The 1,918-nt window shown below is 61.2% G+C and carries 3 protein-coding genes; 1 reads left to right on the forward strand and 2 read right to left on the reverse strand.

The features are described from left to right. Window positions 1-311 (reverse strand): hypothetical protein (locus tag ACXRVY_RS26510; protein ID WP_458238673.1); only part of this gene is annotated, 311 nt, incomplete at its 3' end. 503 nt (window positions 312-814) lie between these two features. Here ACXRVY_RS26510 and ACXRVY_RS26515 point away from each other — a divergent pair. After that, a complete protein-coding gene (locus ACXRVY_RS26515) occupies window positions 815-1,537 on the forward strand; it encodes a GNAT family N-acetyltransferase (RefSeq protein ID WP_223463998.1) in 723 nt (240 codons plus the stop codon). An 89-nt stretch (window positions 1,538-1,626) separates the two neighbouring features. Here the strand turns inward: ACXRVY_RS26515 and ACXRVY_RS26520 are convergent. Then, a partial coding sequence (locus tag ACXRVY_RS26520) for a hotdog fold domain-containing protein (protein WP_458238674.1) occupies window positions 1,627-1,918 on the reverse strand: 292 nt, incomplete at its 5' end.

Below are 1,918 nucleotides of genomic sequence, written 5' to 3' on the forward strand. Positions count from 1 at the left end.
TTGAAGGATGTCTGCAGGGCTGGCGGCAGCACGTTGTCGGTCGTTGGCGTGGTGAGGCGGGTACCAAAAGCGCCATTGGGCAGGGCGATGGAGCCCTGGTAGACGGGTGGCATGGCCCGCAAGGCAGCCGCCGCGGCATCGAGGTCGGCCGGCGGATTGCTAAACGCCGAGGGGTCCGTCGGGGGTGGCGGGCCGAAATCATCCAGCGGTACGGCGTTGGCGTTGCCGAGGCTGATGTTGATCAGCATCACAGCGGCGATGCTCGGTTTTCGGAAAAAGCCGAGCGACTTGAGGTCAGGTGGGTTTTTCATTTTGTTTCCCTTGGCGCGCGCCGGTGTGACTGATATTCGCAATTCGCCCGATGCAAGAGGTGCGCCAAAAGCGGGGGGGCGGGGGGAGAAAAATAGCTGTTTGATATCAAACGCTTGATGGATTCGACTTTGGTCGTGGTGGCGCAGTGGGCGGGAATCCTCAACGTTGGGGGCTTCACCCACCCATTCCCCCCCACTCACACCACAGGCGGGTGTGATAGTGGACGCTCTCGCGAGCAGGCTCGATCCCACAGAAAAACGAGTTGTGGGCAAACCGCTGTCCCCTGGGGGATCGAGCCGGTTCGCGAAGACGCCTGTTAATCCAGCACAAAGTGTGCCGGACTCTGCTGCCAGTCTCGAAAACGCAACGCCTCCAGCCATAAAGCAAACGCCGGCGACGCTCATGGCGCATGAATGGGGAATGTCTGTCCATCACCTTTCGGACCGCACGTATCAGGCGCGCTATGATAGGCGGCCCTTGCCTCCCGGAGCCCGTCACCGCAATGCCCCTGATCAGCCACTTCAAGACCCCGTGCCCCGAGCACATCAATAGCCAGATCCTGCAGATGGTGGTCGACAACCTGACCGACATCAGCATGGTCGCGATCCCGCCCAGCAACCTGCTGTACAACCTCTATCAATACGCGATCGGCTATGAGGTGCACCTGTATCTGGAGGCGCTGAACGGTGAAAAGGGCATTGCCGTGGAGCTGATCGTTGCCACCGACGAAGACGATCCGCAAAAGGTGATTGGCTTTGTACTGTACCTGCCGGTGCAGGACGACCCCGAGGCGTGTGGCGTGGCCTACATGGCGGTGCAGGCCGAGTATCGGCGCCAGGGCGTGGCCCGGCGGATGCTGCGGGAAATGGTCGGCCGTTATCCCCATGCCGAGCTGACATGCGCGGTGGCCAAGGTGCCGTACTTCGAGGCGATGGGCTTCGAGGTGGTGGGCGTGCGTGCGACCCAGGTGTTGATGAACACTCGCGACCACGCCACCGATGGCTTGATGGCACTGCTGGATGTGGCGTCGATCTACAGCTCGCTGGAAGTGCGGCAGATTCATACCTATCTGCTGCAAAAGCATGGCAAGCGGGCCATGACCGACGCGGAAAAACAGCGCGACCGGCATCTGGACCAATTGACGCGCAAGGCCAATGAATTTGTGCGGGGGCGGTTGGGGGATGATGCGGTGCCGGCCGCCGGCCCTCGGTTGCGCCTGGTCTGACCGCACTCCCCCAAACACCACAGATCCCCCTGTGGGAGCAAGCTCGCTCCCACAGTTGACCGATTCGCCTGCGAAAGCTTTGTCAGCCTTCAGGCCAGCTTCACATTCATGGTAATCCGCGCCGTGAACACCTTCTTGCCCTCGGCATCGTGAATGTCCACCGGCACGATCTTGTCGCCTTCAGTGGTCCAGTCCACGGCATCCCCCTCGGCTACCGCCGTCACATCGCTCTTGGCCTTGGCCAGGTATTCGACGGTCATGCCTTTRGGAATCCAGCGTGCGCCGGCGGGAATGGAAACGTCGGTCATCATCCCGGCAGCCAGTTCGGCGGCGTTACACATGGCAATCGCATGCACCGTCCCCAAATGATTGGTGATTTCC

The sequence above is a fragment of the Pseudomonas sp. P5_A2_2 genome, from assembly GCF_054177685.1.

Bases quoted from the DNA above. Each gene is read 5' to 3' on its own strand.
- ACXRVY_RS26515 (WP_223463998.1), top strand. From the start codon at position 815: ATGCCCCTGATCAGCCACTTCAAGACCCCGTGCCCCGAGCACATCAAT.